This window comes from Sphingomonas sp. Leaf20 (genome assembly GCF_001421535.1).
Lineage (GTDB): Bacteria > Pseudomonadota > Alphaproteobacteria > Sphingomonadales > Sphingomonadaceae > Sphingomonas.
Genome location: NZ_LMKN01000008.1, coordinates 870,412 through 887,900 on the forward strand (window position 1 = coordinate 870,412; position 17,489 = coordinate 887,900).

The 17,489-nt window shown below is 68.3% G+C and carries 14 protein-coding genes and 1 riboswitch; of the genes, 8 read left to right on the forward strand and 6 right to left on the reverse strand.

Going from position 1 to position 17,489, the window contains the following annotated elements; all coding sequences use genetic code 11:
- Positions 1–14 precede the first annotated feature (14 nt).
- The 3 genes from ASE72_RS12305 to ASE72_RS12315 are packed head-to-tail and all read left to right on the forward strand — an operon-like array spanning position 15 to position 2,791.
- Complete coding sequence (locus ASE72_RS12305) at positions 15–812, forward strand: type III pantothenate kinase (protein WP_056022295.1); 798 nt, start codon at positions 15–17, stop codon at positions 810–812.
- Positions 813–867: 55 nt separating this feature from the next.
- Positions 868–2,505, forward strand: a complete 1,638-nt coding sequence (locus ASE72_RS12310; protein ID WP_056021420.1) for a ribonuclease J — start codon at positions 868–870, stop codon at positions 2,503–2,505.
- 4 nt (positions 2,506–2,509) lie between these two features.
- The gene (locus ASE72_RS12315) at positions 2,510–2,791 is read left to right on the forward strand and encodes a DUF1467 family protein (protein ID WP_056021424.1); all 282 of its coding nucleotides are present in this window, start codon (positions 2,510–2,512) and stop codon (positions 2,789–2,791) included.
- Positions 2,792–2,813: 22 nt separating this feature from the next.
- On the opposite strand, the gene ASE72_RS12320 is transcribed toward ASE72_RS12315, so the two are convergent.
- A complete protein-coding gene (locus ASE72_RS12320) occupies positions 2,814–5,006 on the reverse strand; it encodes a hypothetical protein (protein ID WP_327196476.1) in 2,193 nt (730 codons plus the stop codon).
- Between the two features lie 183 nt (positions 5,007–5,189).
- Here ASE72_RS12320 and ASE72_RS12325 point away from each other — a divergent pair, with 183 nt between their 5' ends.
- From ASE72_RS12325 to ASE72_RS12340, 4 genes are all read left to right on the forward strand, one after another.
- Positions 5,190–5,483: a hypothetical protein gene (locus tag ASE72_RS12325; RefSeq protein ID WP_056021428.1), complete on the forward strand. Its 294-nt coding sequence runs from the start codon at positions 5,190–5,192 to the stop codon at positions 5,481–5,483.
- A gap of 143 nt (positions 5,484–5,626) precedes the next feature.
- Positions 5,627–6,808, forward strand: a complete 1,182-nt coding sequence (locus ASE72_RS12330) for a hypothetical protein (protein WP_056021431.1) — start codon at positions 5,627–5,629, stop codon at positions 6,806–6,808.
- A gap of 71 nt (positions 6,809–6,879) precedes the next feature.
- Entirely contained in the window at positions 6,880–7,971 is a 1,092-nt protein-coding gene (locus tag ASE72_RS12335; protein WP_235532336.1) for a DUF2336 domain-containing protein, read from the forward strand.
- The gene (locus tag ASE72_RS12340) at positions 7,971–9,404 is read left to right on the forward strand and encodes a sensor histidine kinase (protein WP_056021437.1); all 1,434 of its coding nucleotides are present in this window, start codon (positions 7,971–7,973) and stop codon (positions 9,402–9,404) included. The genes ASE72_RS12335 and ASE72_RS12340 overlap by 1 nt, the downstream gene beginning before the upstream one ends.
- Here the strand turns inward: ASE72_RS12340 and ASE72_RS12345 are convergent.
- The 3 genes from ASE72_RS12345 to gltX are packed head-to-tail and all read right to left on the reverse strand — an operon-like array spanning position 9,360 to position 12,348.
- Positions 9,360–9,560 carry a hypothetical protein gene (locus ASE72_RS12345; RefSeq protein WP_056021442.1) on the reverse strand — a complete coding sequence of 67 codons (201 nt, stop codon included), beginning with the start codon at positions 9,558–9,560 and terminating at the stop codon, positions 9,360–9,362. The two genes, ASE72_RS12340 and ASE72_RS12345, sit on opposite strands and share 45 nt — an antisense overlap.
- Positions 9,561–9,593: 33 nt before the next feature.
- Positions 9,594–10,877 carry a citrate synthase gene (locus ASE72_RS12350; RefSeq protein ID WP_056021445.1) on the reverse strand — a complete coding sequence of 428 codons (1,284 nt, stop codon included), beginning with the start codon at positions 10,875–10,877 and terminating at the stop codon, positions 9,594–9,596.
- 25 nt (positions 10,878–10,902) lie between these two features.
- Positions 10,903–12,348, reverse strand: coding sequence for a glutamate--tRNA ligase (gltX, locus tag ASE72_RS12355; RefSeq protein WP_056021448.1), 1,446 nt, complete (start codon positions 12,346–12,348; stop codon positions 10,903–10,905).
- A gap of 39 nt (positions 12,349–12,387) precedes the next feature.
- Here gltX and ASE72_RS12360 point away from each other — a divergent pair, with 39 nt between their 5' ends.
- Positions 12,388–14,598 (forward strand): ComEC/Rec2 family competence protein, encoded by a 2,211-nt coding sequence (locus tag ASE72_RS12360; protein ID WP_443024765.1) that lies wholly within the window; start codon positions 12,388–12,390, stop codon positions 14,596–14,598.
- Positions 14,599–14,937: 339 nt separating this feature from the next.
- On the opposite strand, the gene lexA is transcribed toward ASE72_RS12360, so the two are convergent.
- Both lexA and ASE72_RS12370 read right to left on the reverse strand, forming a co-directional pair.
- On the reverse strand, positions 14,938–15,651 hold the full coding sequence (gene lexA / locus ASE72_RS12365) for a transcriptional repressor LexA (protein WP_056021453.1): 714 nt from the start codon (positions 15,649–15,651) through the stop codon (positions 14,938–14,940).
- A 67-nt stretch (positions 15,652–15,718) separates the two neighbouring features.
- On the reverse strand, positions 15,719–16,903 hold the full coding sequence (locus tag ASE72_RS12370; RefSeq protein ID WP_056021454.1) for a molybdopterin molybdotransferase MoeA: 1,185 nt from the start codon (positions 16,901–16,903) through the stop codon (positions 15,719–15,721).
- A 244-nt stretch (positions 16,904–17,147) separates the two neighbouring features.
- A riboswitch (cobalamin riboswitch) is annotated at positions 17,148–17,359 on the forward strand.
- Positions 17,360–17,489: the final 130 nt, after the last annotated feature.

Genomic DNA, 17,489 nt, shown 5'->3' on the forward strand with positions numbered 1-17,489 from the left:
AGGTTGAAGGCCCCATGCTGCTCGCCATCGATGCCGGCAACACCAATGTCGTGTTCGCGCTCGTCAACCAGACCGAGCGGGGCAGCGATATCGTCGCGCGCTGGCGGATCGCGACCGATCCGCGGCGTACGGCGGATGAATATGCGGTGTGGCTGAGCCAGTTGATGCAGCTTGGCGGGCACGACCGCTCGACGATCGAGGGTGTCATCGTCGCGACCGTCGTGCCGCGCGCGCTGCACAATCTTCAGGTCCTGGCGTCCAAATATTTCCATACGACGGCGCTGATCGCGGGGCAGGCGCCGGTCGAATGGGGGATCGCGATCGACGTCGACGAGCCCGCATCGCTGGGCGCGGACCGCGCGGTCAACACGATCGCGGCGCATGCGCTGCACAAGGGCGACCTGATCGTCATCGACTTCGGGACCGCGACGACGTTCGACGTGGTCGACTATACCGGCGCGTACAAGGGCGGGATCATCGCGCCGGGGATCAACCTGTCGCTCGACGCGCTCGTCACCGCCGCGGCGAAATTGCCGCGGATCGCGATCGAGGCACCGGGCGATATCAGCGTCATCGGCGTCAATACCGTCTCGCAGATGCATATCGGCATCTATTGGGGCTATGTCGCGATGATCGAGGGGCTGGTCGCGCGGATGAAGGCCGAGATCGGTCGCCCCGTGAAGGTCGTCGCGACGGGCGGCCTTGCCACACTCTTCGAAAAACAGACCGACGTGTTCGACGTCATCGAAGCCGACCTGACGATCCAGGGGCTGGCGATGATGTGGGCGCGCCACCATATCAAGGGCCACTAGGGCTCGCGCCGACCGGCCTGCGGGCCGCACTTCCATGTAATACCGAAAGTAATCAATGACTCCGAAGAACGAACTTCTTTTCTGTGGCCTGGGTGGCTCCGGCGAGATCGGCATGAACGTCAACCTTTATGGTTGCCAGGGCAAATGGGTGATGGTCGATCTGGGCATCACGTTCGCCGACCCGCAATATCCGGGCGTCGACGTGATCCTGCCAGACCTGTCCTTCATCGAGGACCGGATCGACGACCTGCTCGGGATCGTCATCACGCACGGGCATGAGGATCATATCGGCTCGCTGCCGTATCTCGCCGAGGACCTCGGTGTGCCGATCTATGCGACGCCGTTCACGATGGGGCTGGTCCGTGGCAAGCTCGAGGAAGAGGGCATCGCCAACCGCGTGAAGCTCAAGATGATCCCGATGGGGGGCAGCTTCCAGCTCGGGCCGTTCGGCTTCACCTTCGTCGAGATGTCGCATTCGATTCCGGAAGCGAACGCGCTGCTGATCGACACGCCCTATGGGCGCGTGTTCCACACCGGCGACTGGAAGCTCGACAAGAACCCGGTGATCGGCAACCCGACCACGCCCGAGGGGTTCATGGCGATCGGCGACAAGGGCGTCGACGTCCTCGTCTGCGACTCGACCAACATCTTCAACACCACCGCGTCGGGCAGCGAGAGCACGGTCCGCAAGGGTCTGTTCGAGGAGGTCAGCAAGGCCAAGGGCCGCGTGATGATCACCAGCTTCGCATCGAACGCGGCGCGTCTGCACACGTTCGGCGAGGTCGCCAAGGAAACCGGGCGCAAGCTGTGCGTCACCGGGCGCTCGCTCGACCGGATCATCAAGGTCGCGCGCGCGACGGGGTATCTGAAGGACTTCCCCGAGACGATCGATCCCGAGACCGCGATGCGGCTGCCCAAGAACAAGGTGCTGATCATCGCGACCGGCGGGCAGGGCGAGGAGCGCGCGGCGCTCGCACGGGTCGCCAATGGCAGCCACACGATTACGCTCGACCCCGACGATACGGTGATCTTCTCGTCGAAGCAGATCCCGGGCAACGAGGTGCAGATCGGCCGCATCCAGAACACGTTGGCGGCCAAGGGCATCCGGATGATCACCGAGCGTCAGGCGCATGTCCATGTTTCGGGGCATCCGGGTCAGCCCGAGCTTGCGCAGATGTACGACTGGCTGCGGCCTGACGTACTGGTGCCGACGCATGGCGAGATGCGCCACATGATGGAGCATGCGCGCTTCGGGCTCGAACAGGGCATTCCGCGCGCGCTGGTGCAGAGCAACGGCGACATCGTGCGGCTGGCGCCAAAGGGCCCGGTCAAGATCGGTAACGCCACCGTGGGGCGCCTCGTGCTCGACGGCGACGTCATCCTGCCCGCCGACGGCACGACGCTGAACGAGCGTCGCAAGCTTGCGATCAACGGCCAGATCTCGGTTGCGGTCGCGATCGGCAAGGACGGGCGGATGCTCGGCCAGCCACAGGTTCGCGTTCAGGGCGTGCCGGTCGAGGAGGATCGTGCGGCGTTCGTCGCGGATGCGGTCAAGGCGACCGCGGATGCGGTGCGGGGCGGCAAGCGCGACATCGACAAGCTGCGCGAGCAGGTCCGGCTCGCCGTGCGCAAGGTCTCGACGCGCTGGACGGGCAAGAAGCCGATCGTCGACGTCCTGCTGATCGAGGGCTGAGCCCGTGCGCTGGACCTCGGCACTTGCGATCTACGTCCTGTTCTGGGCGTTTTCGGTGTTCCTGGTCCTGCCGTTCGGCGTGCGGACGACGCGCGAGGCCGGGGGCGATCATGTCCCCGGCCAGTCCGAAAGCGCGCCGCACGAATTCAGCGCAGGCCGCGTCGCGTGGCGCGTGACGATCGTCGCGACCGCGCTGTTCGTGCTCTTCCAGCTCAACTACCACTATGGCTGGGTCACGCCGCAGATGGTCGACTTCTTCGACACCCGCGACATGGTCCGCCGCTAAACGCCAACGACGCCCCGCGACGTCAGCGCAGCCGCTCGATCGCCTGTGCGAGCGCGACGTAGAGCTTTCCCATATCCGACGACAGCAGCGTGACGCCCAGCGGCGAGCCATCGCGCTGCGCGAGGATCGAGCGCAGCATCGACTCGAAGTCGTGGATGTAGCGGTTCACCATCTCGCGGAAGCCCGCATCGTCGTCGTACAGCCCGGCGATCGCCCGGACCTCGCCCGCGTCGAGGATCCGGACCGCGCGGCGCGTAAAGACGCCGCGGTCCCCCTTGAGATACGCCGCCCATGCGCTGTCCGAGACTTCGGGCGCGAAGGTCTTGGTGATGTCGATCGAGGCGGAGTTCAGCGATTCGATCAGCAGCGAAACGCGGCGCGCGAACGTGTCGCGGTCGGCGGTCTCGCGTTCGTTGCGCGCATCCTCGATCCGCGTCTCGACGATCGCGGTCTGGTCGGCGACCACCTGTACCTGTCGCGCGAGCCGCTCGGTGGCCCGCGTCGCGGCATCGACCGCGGCGTCCGCTGATTCGGCGATCGCCTGGATCTGGCGGTCGACGGTATCGCTCGTCACCCGGCGCATCGCGGTGCTGCTGGCAGCCTCGAGCGCGGCGGCGGCGTCGGGAATGACCTTGGCCAGCGTCTCGCGTGCATTGTCGGCAGCAGCACTGGCGGTCTCGCGGACACGCAGCAGCGCCTCGACAAGGCGCGGAGCGGCGTCTTCGGCAAAGCTGTTCGTGCGGCCGATCGTCTCGTCGACCATCTGACCGAGCGCATCGGCCTTTGCGCGACCCGAGGCGAGCGTTTCGATCAGCGTGTGCGAAAGCCGGTCGAGGACGTGGCGCTGTTCGGCGATGACGCCGGCAATCGCATCGATCGCGTCGTGCGTGCTCTCGGCCGCGGTGACGAGCGCGAGCAATTCGGGTTTTGCCGCGACGACGATCGCCTTGCTTTGCCCCACGCGCGCATCGAGACGGCTGAGTGCGTCGGGCAGCGTCTCGTCGATCTCGCGCGCGGCCGCGTCGAGCGCGATCAGCAGCGATTCGGTCGTGCCGATCGTCCGGTTGGCCATCGCCTCGCCCGACTTGAGCGCCTCGGTCATCGCATCGGCAGAGCCACCAAGCGCGCTGATCGACGCGGCGAGCAACTGCGTCCGCTCGAGCCCCTGGCGGTGCAGCGTCTCGATCCGCGTCTCGACGCCGCCGAGCCCGGAATTGAGCGTGTCGACGATCGCATCGCCCGATGCGCGCTGCTGGTCGAGCCGTTGCGCGACGCGGCCGATCGCATCCTCGACGCTGGCGACCTGGTCGGCGAGCGCCTCCGCGCTCTCGCGCGTCGCGGTGTCGAGCGCGGCGTGGTTGGTGCGGACCATCGCCAGCATCGCGTCGCCCTGCGCGGCGATCCCCTTGCGCGCCTCGTCGACCGCGTCGGCGGTTCGGCCGAGCAGCGCATCGACCGCGGTGGACATCGAATCGGTGACATCCTCGAGCCGTGCGCCTGCGGTCTCGCTGGTCGCCTCCATGCGGACGATATGCGCAGCGAGGCGCTGTGCGGCACCGCTCGCCATCGCATCCGCCTCGCGCCCGCGCTCGGCGAGCGCGACGATCTGCGCGTCGAGCGCGGCGGCATGCGTGTTCGCCGACAGGCCGATCTGGCGGAGATTGTCCGCCATCGTTTCGGTCTCCGCCTGCGCACGCGGCAGCGAGGCCAGCAGGACGCCGAGCGAGGTCTGCGTCGCATCTGCGGCCGCGACCAGGCTGCGGGTGTGCGCGTCGGCGCGTTCGATCTCGGTCGCGAACCCGGCACCGATCGCGCCGAGGAATTGATGCGCGGTGTCGCCCATCGTCATCAGCGTATCGACCTGATCGGCGAGATCGGCGCGGTTGCGATCGATCGTTCCCGCAATCGCGGCAACCGTACGCTCGAGACGCGCCGCCTCGTCCTGCATCGCGCGCGCGGTCACCCCGAAGCGTAGCGTCTCGCTCCGGCTGGTGCGCATCGCGAGCAGCCAGATGATGCCGACGAGCGCGGGGACGACGCATAGCGCCGCGATCAACTGCACGAGCGTGACCGGATCGATGCTGCCGATGGCGCCACGAACGATCCATGCCATGCTGCCGAGCCAGACCGCGACGACGCCACCCGCGACGAGCGCGAGCGTGCGGCCCTGGTCCCATGCGTCGTCGGTCGGGTCGTTATAGTCTTCGGTAAACACGGACGCGGGTCCCTTCAAAGGCGGTGGTGGGACGTCCGCACGAAACGGGTCCGGTGCGGGCTCCGCACGTAGGCCGATGATGGAAGAACCCCCGTTCATGATCTGGGTTTTACCATGATTTCGCGATCGACAAAGCGAATAGCGCAACCTCCTCTTAAGCCTATCGCATCTAGGGGTCGGCTCATGGCGTATGATCCCGGAGCAATCGATGCGGCGCTCGCGGCCGCGGTGGGCGACGAACCGCTGCTGATCGCGGAGCTGCGGCTCGCGTTCATCGCCAGCGTCGAGGCGGCGCTGACGCAGATGAGGATGTCGACCGACATCGAAGCGTGGACGCTCGCCGCACGGCGCATGAAGGGGCTTGCGGCAAGCTTTGGTGCGGTGCGGTTGATGGCGGCGGCGACGGCGGCGATCGACAGCACGCCGCACGATACCGAGGTGATGCGCCGGATCGATCACGAGGTAGCGCGTCTCTAGCGAGCCCGATCGCATCCGCGCGCGCAATAATGCGGAATTGATCTGCATCAGGCCGGGCGTTTGGCAGGCCCGCCGGGACGAACGGTCCTATCGGCATGCTGCGCGGGCTTTGCATCTCGCGCTATGGAGCCTAACAGCCGCAGATGCTTGCCGGGCTTCTCTTTGCTATTCATGACGCCGACGATCGTCCCGATCGTCTTGCCGCCACCCTGCCGTTCAGCGGCGTGACGCTGATCGAGTATCAGGCCAGACTGCTGATCGCCGCGGGCGTACGGCAGATGATCGTCGTCGTCGCGCGGCTGACTCCCGAACTGCTCGGGGCGATCAACCGCATCAACCGCCGTGGCATCACCGTCGACACGGTCCGGTCCGCGAGCGAGGCGATGGAAAAGCTTCATCCGCTCGCGCGCGTGCTGATGCTCGGCGACGGGCTCGTGACGACCGAAAGCATCGTGGCCGCGATCGCCAACGAGGGCGGCGATGCGCTGCTCGTCGTGCCCGAGGACGATGCAGGGCCCGGGTTCGAACGTGTCGGCGGGCAGATGGCCTGGGCGGGTGTTGCGCGGCTCGACCCTGCGCGGATCGCCGAAGTGGCGGGGCTGCCGCAGGATTACGACCTGCAATCGACGCTGCTTCGGATGGCGGTGCAGGCGCGCGCGGTGCAGATCCTGTTGCCGACCGACGCGATTCGCAGCGGCCACGGGATCGAACGCGAGGCACGCACGCTCGAGGAACGCGGGCGCGCGGTGCTCGCGACGATCGTCTCGGGACGCAGCGGCTGGTTCGACCGCTATGTACTGGCGCCGATCGCGCGCCTCGCGCTGCCGATGCTGGTCGACCGGAACGTCGCGGGTACCGCGGTCGGCGGCGGCGCGGTGGGCGTCGCGCTGGTCGGGCTGGTCGCGATGGGGTTCGGCTGGCTGACGACGGGCCTCGTGCTCGCGAGCGTGGCGGGGATCGGGCTGGCGATGGGGGCGGTGCTGAGCGGTCTACGCGACGACGAAGCCGTCGCCGTCGTCCAGACGCGCGGCATCGGCATCGTCTGCGCGCTGGCGGTGCTGGTGTTCGCCTATTTCACGACCGGGTACAGCGGCGATAACACCATGCTGGCGGTCGCGACCGCGCTCGTCGCGATCGCCACGCTGGGCGAACGCGCGATCGTCGAACGCGAGCGACGGCTGTGGTGGGGTAGTGCACCGGCGTATCTGCTGGTCGTGACGCTGTTCGAACTCGTCGGGTTTCCGCTGGCCGGCCTCGCCGCCGCGGCGGCCTATGCAACGGTGACACTTGCCGCGGCAATCGAACGACTTCGTCTTCAACCTTAGTCTCGTTTTAACGACAAGCCGCTAGTTCCGGCGAAATGTCGGTCGGTCCTGACCCGATGCGTGATGCCGCTTTGTCCCGCCTGCATGCCATCGCGCGTGCCGAGCGCGCGCGGTCGCGTGGCGAGGATCGGCTCGACGGCGCCATCGCCGACTTTTTCCTCGATACCCCGGCACGGCTGGATGACCGCGCGCGTGCGCTGATCGCGCAGTGGCTGCGCGGCGTTGTCGGGGGAATCGAGACCGATATCCGACGGCATGCGGCGCGACTGCTCGTCGCCGCGGGAGAGACCGCGCGCGCGGAGGCGATGCTGACGCAGGGCGGCGCGATGCTGCGGCTCACGCGCGCCGGACTGTTGCGCGACCGGGATCTGATGGGCGAACTGATCGCGCGGGTTCGTCACGACCTGATCGCGCAGGCGCTCCCGAGCGCGATTTCCGGGCCCGATGCCGCCAGCCTGCTCGTCCGGCTGGCCGCGGTGCCGGATACGATCGTCGCGACCGCCGCGACCGCGCTGCTGGTGGCGGACAGCCGGCGGCGTACCGCCAACGAGACGGGGGCGGGCTCGCGGAGCGAACTCCCCGCCGAACTGCATCACCGGCTCGTCTGGTGGGTTGCGGCGGCGATCCGCGAGGGCCTTCAGGATCTGATGAAGGATGCGGGCGTACCGTCCGCGACCGGGGGCGTGGTGCAGAGCGATCGGGCGATCACCGATGCCGCGCTGCGCTGCCTGGCGGCGCACGACGAAGGCGAGCGGCTCGAGGCGGTCGCCGCGCGGCTCGCACTTGCGATCGACGCGCGACCCGACGAACTGCCCGCGTTGCTCGTCGAGGCACTGGGCGACCGTCGGCTCGCGCTGTTCATCGCGGTGCTGGCATCGGCCACGGGCATGGATTTCGATCAGGCGCGGGCGATCGTCGTCGATCCCGAGGGCGACCAGCTCTGGCTTGCCTTGCGCGCGAACAACCTCGACCGCGAGACGATCGCGCGGATCGGGCTTGCGCTGTCCGAGGCGGATCCACGGCGCGATATCGAGAGCTTCGCCGAGGCGCTGGACGGCATCATGGCGGTCACCGAGGCGGATGCGCGGGCTGCGATCGCACCGCTCTCGCTCCACCGCGATTTCCGGGTTGCATTGCGCGCGCTCACGCGTTCTGACCGGTAATGACGACGCACGCTTCGTTTCATCACCCGGCCGACGATCCGGCCGTGGCGCAGGCCGCGGTCGCGCGCGACGGCGTGCTGCTGTCGGCGGACCCGGTACTGGTGGCGTTGAACACGCGCGCGGGCGGCATGATCGGCGCGCCGCTCGCGGTGCCGCAGCTCGCTGCGATCACGAAACTGTCGCAAAGGCTCGGCATCATCGTCTCGCGCGGGACGGTCATCGCCGACGACGATGTCGATATCGACCTGTGGGTCCGCGCGCAGCCCGATGGCGACCATATCCGCCTGGCCGTCAGTGGCTGGCGCGAGGTTCCGCCGTCCCGGGCGCCCGCCTCGCCACGCCGTGCAGTCCTCGACTTTCAGGCGACCGGGGCGGATCTGCGTTGGGAGACCGATGCGAGCCTGCACCTGACGTTCGTCTCGCTCGACGCGGGGACGAAATACGGGTTCGATCCGCTCGCGCTGCTGGGCCAGCCGATCTCGGCGATGGTCGCGCTTGATGCGGACCAGAACGAGGCCGCGGCGATCCTCGATGCGCTGTCGCAGCGGCGCGCGCTCTCGATGCTGCCCGCGCGGTTTCAGGGGACAGGGCTGCGGGTCCGTCTATCCGCCGAGACGCGCCATGACGCGCACGGCGCCTTTGCCGGCTATGTGGGGGGCGTTCAGGTCGTTACCGATCTCACCGCGGGCGGCGAGCGCGGGGTGGTCGAGGCCAGACCGGAGTCGGATCAGCTGTCACCGACCTTCACCGCGGGGCTCGACCGCGCGCTCAGAAAGCCGCTGGCGCGGATCGTCGCGAATGCGGACAGCATCCATGCTCAGGCCGATGGCCCGGTACGTCATGATTATGCGGATTATGCATCGGATATCGCCAATGCCGGGCGCCATCTGCTCGCGCTCGTCGACGATCTGGTCGATCTGCAGGCCGTGGAACGACCCGATTTCACGCTGCTGCCGGAGCCGATCGACGTCGCCGACATCGCACGTCGGGCAGCGGGTTTGCTGTCGGTCAGGGCGGCGAACGCGGATGTCGGCGTCGCGCGGCCGGCGTTCGACGCGAGCATCGCCGCGCAGGGTGACTTCCGCCGCGTGCTGCAGATCCTGGTGAACCTGATCGGCAACGCGGTCCGGTATTCGCCAAAGGGGGGCACGGTCGTCGTGACCGCGACCACCGAGGGTGACCGCGCCACGGTGACGGTCGCGGACGAGGGCAAGGGCGTCGCGCTTGCCGACCAAACGCGCATCTTCGAGAAATTCGAGCGGGTCGATCCGTCGGAGCCCGGCGGCAACGGGCTGGGGCTCTATATCGCGCGGCGCCTTGCGCGTGCGATGCGCGGCGACCTGACGATCGACAGCGCGGCCGGTGAGGGCGCGCGCTTCGTGTTGACGTTACCGACGCAGGCGGCGCGCGACCAGGATCAGCACCAGCCCTAAGACGGCGAGCGCGGCGCCGCGGTCCGCCCATGGCCGCTGGTCGAGCATGAAGCTCGACTGCGGCCAATGGACGTAGCCAAGGCCCTGGCCGATCCAGAGGAACCCCATCAGCGTGCAGACCACGCCGATGACAATCAGGATCGGCCTGAACTTCATCTCAGCACCCGATCTTCGAGGCAGGGACGCGCATCAACGCGATGCCATCGGCGTGTAGTCACGCTGCGTCGGGCCGCTGTACAGCTGACGCGGACGGCCGATCTTCTGGTCGGGATCGGTGATCATCTCGTTCCACTGCGCGACCCAGCCGACGGTGCGGGCGAGCGCGAAGAGAACGGTGAACATCGACGTCGGGAAACCGATCGCCGACAGGATCACGCCCGAATAGAAATCGACGTTCGGGAACAGCTTCTTCTCGATGAAGTACGGATCGTTGAGCGCGAGACGCTCGAGCTCGATCGCGACGTCGAACACCGGATCGGTCACACCCAGCTCGCCGAGCACTTCCTTGACGGTCGTCTGCATGACGGCCGCGCGCGGATCGTAGTTCTTGTAGACGCGGTGACCGAAGCCCATCAGGCGGAACGGATCGTTCTTGTCCTTCGCACGCGCGATGAACTCGGGGATCCGGTCGACCGTGCCGATCTCGTGCAGCATGTTGAGCGCGGCTTCGTTCGCGCCGCCATGCGCGGGGCCCCACAGGCAGGCGATGCCCGCAGCGATGCACGCGAACGGGTTGGCGCCCGACGACCCGGCGAGACGGACGGTCGAGGTCGACGCGTTCTGCTCGTGATCGGCGTGGAGAATGAAGATGCGGTCCATCGCCTTTTCGACGATCGGGTTCACGACATACTTCTCGGCGGGGACGCCGAACGTCATCTTCAGGAAGTTGCCCGTGTAGCTCAGCGTGTTGTCCGGATAGACGAACGGCTGGCCGACGCTGTACTTGTACGCCATCGCGGCGATCGTCGGCATCTTGGCGATCAGGCGGTGCGACGCGATGACGCGCTGGGCCGGATCATGGATGTCGGTCGAGTCGTGATAGAAGGCCGAGAGCGCGCCGACGACGCCGCACAGGATCGCCATCGGATGCGCGTCGCGACGGAAGCCGCGGAAGAACTGCGCGAGCTGCTCGTGCACCATCGTGTGGCGCGTGATCGTGTTCGAGAAGGTCGCGAGCTCGTCCTCGCTCGGCAGCTCGCCGTTGAGCAGCAGATAAGCGACTTCCATGAAGTTCGACTGCTCGGCGAGCTCGCCGATCGTGTAGCCGCGGTGCAGCAGAGTGCCCGCATCACCGTCGATATAGGTCAGCTTCGACTGGCACGATGCCGTCGAGGTGAAACCCGGATCATAGGTAAAATTGTCCGTCTGTGCGTACAGCTTGCGGATATCGATGACGTCGGGGCCGACGGTACCCGACATGACCGGGTAATCGAATTCCTTGCCATCGACCTTGAGGTTTGCGGTCTCGCTCATGCTTGTATCCTTCCTCGAAATCTTATCAGCTTGCCATCCGGTCGGCGATCCGACCGAGGCTCTCGTCGCGCCCGAGCAGGTCGAGCACGTCGAATATTCCCGGTGACGTCTTGCGTCCCGTCAGCGCGGCGCGGAGTGGTTGCGCGACCTGGCCAAGCTTGAGGCCCCGCGCTTCGGCCACGCGCCGTACCGCGCCTTCGAGGGCCTCCGTATCCCACTGGTCGAGCGCGTCAAGTTCAGCATGGGCGTTCCCCAAAATCGCACTCGCCTCACCTTGCAAAAGGCTCGCTGCGGCGTCGTCCATCGCCAATGGACGCTGGCTGAAGAGGAAATTCGACCCCTCGGCCAGTTCGTTCAGGTTGGCGGCACGCGGCTTCAGGACGGGCATTGCACGCGTGAGGAGGTCCAGTCCGCCGGTCGGCAGGTCGTGGCCGAGACGATCCGCCGCGAGCTGCGCGAGCCGTGCGTCGTCGGCCTCGCGGATATAATGACCGTTGAGGTTTTCGAGCTTCTTGAGATCGAAGCGCGACGGTGACTTGCCGACGCCGCCGAGGTCAAACCATGCGACGGCCTGATCGCGGCTGATGATCTCCGCGTCGCCATGTCCCCAGCCGAGCCGAAGCAGGTAATTGTCGAACGCCTCGGGAAGGATGCCCATCTCGTCGCGATACGCCTCGATCCCGACCGCGCCGTGGCGCTTCGACAGCTTGGCGCCGTCGGACCCATGAATCAGCGGGATGTGCGCGTAGATCGGATCGGGCCAGCCGCCCTCGATCGCGTCCATCGCGCGGTAGATCGGCAATTGGCGGAACGCGTTGTTAAGGTGATCGTCGCCGCGGATCACGTGCGTCACGCCCATATCATGATCGTCGACCACGACCGCGAGCATGTAGGTCGGCGTCCCGTCGGAGCGGAGCAGGACGAGGTCGTCGATCTCCTCGTTGCGGACGGTGACCGCGCCCTGAACCCGGTCCTCGATCGTGACCGCGCCTTCCTGCGGTGCGCGCAGGCGGACGACATGCGGCAGATCGTGCGCCTCGCTCGCCGGGCGATCGCGCCACGGGCTGCGGATGCGGAGCGGCTTCTTGGCTGCCTGTGCCTCGGCGCGCATCGCCGCGATCTCGTCGTTGGTCATGTAGCAGCGATAGGCGTGCCCCGCCTCGACCATCTGGTGCGCGACCTGCGCGTGACGGTCGGCGCGAGCGAACTGCATGATCGCGTCGCCGTCCCAGTCGAGCCCGAGCCAGCGCATTCCGTCCAGAATGGCGTCGATTGCCGGCTGGGTCGAGCGGACCCGGTCGGTATCCTCGATCCGGAGCAGGAACTTGCCGCCATTCGCCTTTGCGAACAGCCAGTTGAACAGCGCGGTGCGCGCGCCGCCAAGATGCAGGAACCCCGTCGGCGACGGAGCGAAACGGGTAACCACGGGTGCGGCCGAACCGACGGCATCCGTATCAGATATTGCGCCCAACCGCGGGTGCTCCCAGACTGTAGAAACGATGGAGAAACGATGGCCATGACAGCCGTCGCCGCCCCTAGCATGCGTCCGTGGCGGCGACAAATGGGCGTGCCGCAATGGGCGGTGGCGGCAGGCATTGCGGTCGAGCGCTGGCTGGAGGCGGAGCGCGATCAGCTCGCCTTGTGGCTGCCGGTGATGACGGGGGGCGGGATCGCATTGTGGTTCGCGCTGCCCGGTCCGGCGGCGTGGCGCGTTGCGTTGCTGATGCTGGCGGCGGTGTCGCTGGCGGGACTGGCGATCGGGCATGGCGGGCGCGCGGCGCGCGCGCTCGCGATCGGGGCGCTGGCCGCGGGGCTTGGCCTCGGGCTGACCTGGCTGAGGTCGGACAGCGTCGCGCGACCCGTGCTTGGCGGCCCGACCTTCGCCACGTTCCGGGCGCGGGTCGAATCGATCGAGCCGCTGGTCGACCGCGAACTCGTCCGTCTGACGCTGCTGCCCGACGGCGCGGGCGCGGATGGCCAAGGGCGGCCGGTGGCATTGCCCTACCGGATCCGCGTCAACCTCGCCGAGCATGACGTGCCGACGCCGCTCGGGCGTGGTGCGATCATCGGTCTGCGCGCGCGGCTGATGCCGCCCGCGTTGCCGGCCGTTCCGGGCGCCTACGACTTTGCCCGCGTCGCGTGGTTCGCGGAGATCGGCGCGACGGGCAGGGGATTCGCGCCGGTCCGGGTGATCGTGCCGAGCGGTCGCGGGGCGGGGATACGCGTGACGCTGTCGCAGCATATCGAATCGCGGCTGACGGGGAGTGCGGGGGGGATCGCCGCGGCGCTGGCGACGGGCGATGTCGGGGCGATCAGCGACGCGGATTCGCAGGCGATGCGCCGCGCCGGGTTGGCGCATCTCCTGTCGGTCAGCGGACTGCACATCACCGCGGCGGTCGCGGCGACGATGCTGGTGGTGATGCGGCTGCTCGCGTTGTTTCCCTGGCTGGCGCGCCACGTCCGGCTGCCGCTGATCGCGGCGATGGCGGGGGCCGCCGCGGCGATCGGCTATACGTTGCTGACGGGCAGCCAGGTGCCGACGATCCGATCCTGCGTCGCCGCGCTGCTCGTGCTCGCGGCGCTGGCGATGGGGCGCGAGGCGATGACGTTGCGGCTGGTCGCGGCGGGGGCGATGTGTGTGATGCTGGTGCGCCCGGACTCCGCCGCGGGGCCGAGCTTCCAGTTGTCGTTCGCCGCGATCACGGCGATCATCGCGCTTCACGAACATCCTGCGATTCGGGACTTTTTCGGTGCACACGAAGAGCGGCGTCTGGCGCGGGTCGGCCGCGGGCTCGGATCGCTGCTGTTGACCGGGCTGGTCGTCGAGATCGCGCTGATGCCGATCGCCGTCTATCACTTCCACAAGGCGGGCGTTTACGGCGCGTTCGCCAACATCGTCGCGATCCCGCTGACGACGTTCGTGATCATGCCGCTTGAGGCGCTGGCGCTCCTGCTCGACGGGGTCGGGGCTGGCGGGATCGTCTGGCCGCTCGTTCAGCTGCCGCTCGACGCGCTGCTCTGGCTGGCACGCCGGGTCGCCGCGGCACCCGGCGCGGTCCGATCGCTGCCCGCGATGCCCGACGCGGCGTTCGCGGCGATGGTGACCGGCGGGCTGTGGATCGCGGTCTGGCGGACGCGCTGGCGCCGGCTGGGTGCGATCCCGCTCGCGATCGGCGCGATCTGGGCGCTGACGACGCCGCCGCCCGATATCCTGGTGACCGGCGACGGGCGGCACGTCGCAGTGCGGACGGCGGCGGGGCTGGCGCTGCTGCGCGACCGGGCGGGGGCGTATATGCGCGACACGCTGGCGGAAAATGGCGGGGTCGACGGCGAGCCGTTGCTGCTGGCGGATCAGCCCGACGCCCGGTGCAGCCGCGACCTGTGCATGATGGATGTCGTCGCAGGCGGACGGCGCTGGCGCGTGCTGGCGACGCGCAGCATGTATCGCGTGCCGATCGCCGACCTCGTCGCCGCGTGTCGCGCAGCGGATATCGTCGTCAGCGAGCGGGGGCTGCCAAAGACGTGCGAGCCGCGGTGGCTGAGGCTTGACCGGTCGACGCTGGAGCGTACCGGCGGTGTCGCGCTGACGTTGCGGATGGGGCGGGTGGCGACGGTCCTCGAACCCGGTGACCGGCATCCCTGGCGTATGCCACCGACGCTGAGACGATCCGCGGGGCGGTTCGGCCACGGGGCCGGGCGCCGGGTCCGGTCCTGGTCGTAAGCGGAGCGCACTGACGCGCGGGATGGCAACGCGCTCGCGTTACTACTGGCGAGATTTTCTGGCGGATGGACCGTTGGCGGTAATGGCTTTGCTGTATCGTGCGGGCTGGATCAGTTCCGGCTCCCGCGTCGAGCCTGGGCCCGGCGCGCTGACCAGATCGCGGATCCAGGGCGAACGGGACGACGCTCTTGGCTCTGGATCCTGACTTTCGTCAGGATGACGGGGGTAAATTAGATTCGGACTTGGGGTGAGGCACTTTTTTTCCGGCTCTGACAGCTGGCGATAGGGGGCAGGAGGGAGTCGACTGCTTCGTCATCTACCTTCCCGGAGACCCTATCGTCAGTCGTAACGCCGCAGGATGCCCGACAGTTTGCCCTGCACACGGACCTGCGCGGGGGCGTAGCGTTGCGGGTCATAGGAGCGGTTGGCGGGATCGAGCCGGACCATCGCGCCTTCGCGGCGGAAATATTTGAGCGTCGCCTCGCTGTCCTCGATCAGCGCGACGACGATCTCGCCGTCGCGGGCGGTCTCGGTGCGGCGGATCAGCGCATAGTCGCCGTCGAGAATTCCCGCATCGACCATCGAGTCGCCGGACACCTCGAGCGCATAATGCTCGCCCGAACCGAGCAAGGCGGCGGGGACCGCCAGCATCGAGCTGCCTTCGAACGCCTCGATCGGCACGCCTGCGGCGATCCGGCCGTGCAGCGGAATCTCGACGACGTCGTTCGCGGCGACCGGGATATGGGCCGGGCGCACGCTGGGCGACGGCTCGGCGTTTGCCGGACCGGCCGGGGGCGCGGGCTTCGCGGCGGCCGATTTCGTCGCGGGCATGTCCGGGCGCTCGGGCATCCGCAGGATTTCGAGTGCGCGCGCGCGGTTCGGCAGGCGGCGGATGAAATTGCGCTCCTCGAGCGCGCTGATCAGGCGGTGGACGCCCGATTTGGATTTCAGGTCGAGCGCGTCCTTCATCTCCTCGAACGAGGGCGAAACGCCCGTCTCTGCGAGGCGATCGTTGATGAAGCAGACAAGCTCGTGCTGCTTGCGCGTGAGCATAGCGGTTCTCCGTCCGGAACAGACGAGGAACTTCTATGGAACACAATGGCCGGCGTCAAGCGATCCGTCAGGCGATGATGAGGATTTCCGCCGAGTCGCCCGCACGTGCTGCGGGCGCGTCGCCGTCGCGGACGATCAGGCAGGTCGACCGCGCGAGCGTGAGCAGCATCGAGCTGTCCTGGATGGTCGAGGCATAGGCGCGCCCGTCGCGCAGTTCGGCGCGCATGTAATCGGTACGCGACTCGTTGGGCGGCAGATCCTCGCCGAGCAGCGCGTGCGTCGTCTGCGGGAGCGGATCGCGTGCGCCGAGCATGTGCGCGACGACCGGGCGGACGAACAGGATCGCCGTGACGAAGGCGGAAACGGGGTTGCCGGGCAGGCCGAGCAGCATCGTCCGACCGAGCGTCCCCGCCATCATCGGCTTGCCCGGGCGAAGCGCGATCCGCCAGAAGTCGATGCTGCCGCCCGCCGCTTCGATCGCGGGGCGGACGAGATCGTGGTCGCCGACCGACGCGCCACCGGTTGTCACGAGCAGGTCGGCGTCGACGCCCGCAAATGCGTCGCGCAGCGTGTCGAGACGGTCGGGCAGGATCCCGAGATCGACGATGTCGACGGGCAGATCGGCGAGCAGCGCCGCGAGCATGATGCCGTTCGATTCGGGCAGAGGGACGGGATCCTCGGTCGAACCGGGGGGGACGAGTTCGTCGCCGGTCGCGGCGACCGCGACACGCAGGCGCCGCCCGACGGGGAGCGCGCCATGCCCGCCGGTCGCCGCGACGGCGATGCGCGCCGGGCTCAGCCGGTCGCCCTGCGCGATCAGCCGCGTGCCGGTGGCGAAGTCGAGGCCCTTCCGCCGCGTGTTGCGGCCTTCGTACGCGGGGCCTTCGCCATCGAGCGACAGGCGGTCGCCGTCGCGTGCGGCCTCTTCCTGGACGAGCACGGTGTCCGCACCGGCGGGCATCGCGGCGCCGGTGAAGATGCGGGTCGCCTCACCCGCGCCGACAATCCCTGCAAAGGGGCGGCCCGCAGCGCTTTCGCCGATCACGCGCCACGGCCCCGGCATGTCGGCAAAGCGGATCGCATAGCCGTCCATCGCCGAAAGATCGGTCGCGGGCTGGGTCCGGCGCGCGAGGATATCCTCCGCCGCCCAGCGCCCGATCGCGGCGCGCAAGGGAACGCGCTCGGCTGGGACGCGCGCGGCCATCGCGAAAAGGCGGGCCTGGGCTTCGGCAACGGGAACGAGAGGGGGCATGAAGGCTCCGGTGGGCAGGCGAGGGAAAGGATGCAGGGGGGCTGGAGGCAAATGGGGGTACGCGGCTACTCGTATGAACCCGCGAACGGGGATAACGGGCCGCGTTACGGGTGGCGATGGTGGGATAACGTCCCGACCCGCCGAGACGTTGCGGATCGCGGTGCGCGACGGTGCCGCATGCAAATCCTGTCGTCAGCCGCGGCAAAGCGCGCTAACCCGGCCTCGCTGATCCGGCGCAACCCGGATCGGTACAGATCGCGTCGGTGCCCCTCGGGGCTTGAATGGGAATGCGGTGCGGGGTTCGCCCCAATGCCGTGGCTGTCCCTGCAACTGTAAGCGGCGAGCGACACGCACGCGCCCCCTCAAAAAGGGCAGCCACTGGGCCATCGGCCTGGGAAGGTGTGCGTCGAGCCTTGACCCGCGAGCCAGGAGACCTGCCGGCGTCTGGTCGCTCTTGTCCCGGTCCAGGGGGTGACCGAGGCACGGCAAGCGCCGTCTGAGCGACGACCATGTGGCTGGGGCCGCATCGGCGACGCGTGCCGGCCGCTCATGGCGTCCGGCCGGCGCACGTCCCGGCCGTTCGCGC